Raw genomic sequence first — 1,733 nt, forward strand, 5'->3', positions numbered from 1 at the left:
TCATTTGACAATAAGCGTGTCTGGGTAATTGAATTCAAGATTATTGAAAAAAGGTAACAATCATGACTAAAAATACAGAGTCTTTAATATCTGCATGTCACGAATTAGCAAGAACAGCGAAATGTGACGATTATTTAATTCTGAATGATATTGCTGATAAATTGAAATTTCTTCGTAAAGAACGTGACAGATATATTGGAATGTTTGTTGATTCGTGCGCTGGTCTTACAGCTATAGCTGATGCTGTGGGAATTAGAGAAGAAGATGACACGGGTTCGCCATTTCAAGTAATTGCACAAATTAAATCAATAGTACTCAAATCTCGCATTGATGGTATTAAATATGCTCGTGACAGATTAATCGCAGCTTATTTATCGGGATTCATAGATAGACAAGAATCAGACGTACGTGATGTAGCAATGATGATTGATAGCTCTGTAAAAGAGATTCAGTTAGAAATAAATGATTGTTGGGTAACTGATAATTTTGGTGATGAATGGCTTAACAGCGGAGATAAACAATGAAAAAAATAGTTGATGAATTTATGTCTGATGTTGTTGATATTTGGGTGAAGCAGCGGATGAATGATTATCTCTGTCACTATTCATATTTTATCTGGAAACGAATGTTCAAGCGTTATGTTGTGAATATACTAGCGTCACGCGGCGCTAGTTTATCAGAAGCAAAAGAAATTGCTGAGTGTGAGATTGAGTCATATTCTAGAAAAGATGGCGATTGGAAATATATTCATCCGCACGATGCGGCACAAGAAGCATTATCTTATTGGAGTGATTAAAGTGGAAATTAAAGAAATACTAGAGCGATTCAAAAAAGATACTAAAGACCACAGCATTAAAATATTGCATAATGAAGACTTATATCGTCATTTGCGATTCAGTAAAGATGGCAGTAGTGCATATTATTTCGATATTGTTACGTGGCCGGGGTATTTATGCATATCCGGTGACATGGGATGTTTTACATTCTCCCGCGTTACAGATATGTTCCATTTTTTCAGAAGCTCAGACGATGAATTGTCTATAAATCCATACTACTGGTCGGAAAAATTACAAGCTGGCGCTGGACATTGCAAAAAAATATATCAAGGGTGGTCATTAGATAAATTCAAAGATGCTGTTAGTGAAGCATTTAGCAACTGGCTTGATAATAACGATGATATTTCTGATGATGTTCTCGAAGAAATACAAGAATCAATCGAAGAAATCATATCATGCTCATACGATGAATATGATGCAATATCAGCAATTAGAAATTATGACGATAAGCATGATATTTTTATTGACTTTTGTGAAAATGATTTAATGGAATATCAATTTTATTATATATGGTGCTGCTATGCAATAGCATGGGGTATCAGTAAGTTTGATGAATATATAGCAGAGAATAAATAAATGGCAGACTTCGGCGGAAGTAATACCCCTGCACATCTTCGTGACCTATGGCAAACCCCGCTTGAGATATTTACAGCGTTAGATATTGAATTTGGCTTCTATCTCGATGCAGCGGCAGACAATGAAAATGCTCTATGTGCTCATTATCTCACGGAACGAGATAATGCACTTACATGTGATTGGATAAGTTACGAAGCAATATATTGTAACCCGCCGTATAGCGATATATCTCCGTGGGTTATTAAGGCGGCAGAACAAAGCAGGAGGCAATCACAGCCGGTCGTTATGTTAGTCCCAGCCGACACTTCGGTCGGCTGGTTT

At 36.4% G+C, this 1,733-nt stretch carries 4 protein-coding genes; all 4 read left to right on the forward strand.

The features are described from left to right. Positions 1-62 precede the first annotated feature (62 nt). Positions 63-524, forward strand: a complete 462-nt coding sequence (locus tag AACQ83_RS23990) for a hypothetical protein (RefSeq protein ID WP_192881102.1) — start codon at positions 63-65, stop codon at positions 522-524. Continuing rightward, positions 521-796 (forward strand): hypothetical protein, encoded by a 276-nt coding sequence (locus AACQ83_RS23995; RefSeq protein WP_112879896.1) that lies wholly within the window; start codon positions 521-523, stop codon positions 794-796. The genes AACQ83_RS23990 and AACQ83_RS23995 overlap by 4 nt, the downstream gene beginning before the upstream one ends. Position 797: 1 nt before the next feature. Continuing rightward, positions 798-1,412 (forward strand): hypothetical protein, encoded by a 615-nt coding sequence (locus AACQ83_RS24000; RefSeq protein WP_112879897.1) that lies wholly within the window; start codon positions 798-800, stop codon positions 1,410-1,412. Continuing rightward, a partial coding sequence (locus AACQ83_RS24005; RefSeq protein ID WP_112879898.1) for a phage N-6-adenine-methyltransferase occupies positions 1,413-1,733 on the forward strand: 321 nt, incomplete at its 3' end.

It is taken from the genome of Photorhabdus sp. S10-54 (assembly GCF_963878145.1).
Classification (GTDB): Bacteria; Pseudomonadota; Gammaproteobacteria; order Enterobacterales; family Enterobacteriaceae; genus Photorhabdus; species Photorhabdus kayaii.

Bases quoted from the DNA above. Each gene is read 5' to 3' on its own strand.
- AACQ83_RS23990 (WP_192881102.1), top strand. From the start codon at position 63: ATGACTAAAAATACAGAGTCTTTAATATCTGCATGTCACGAATTAGCA.
- AACQ83_RS23995 (WP_112879896.1), top strand. From the start codon at position 521: ATGAAAAAAATAGTTGATGAATTTATGTCTGATGTTGTTGATATTTGG.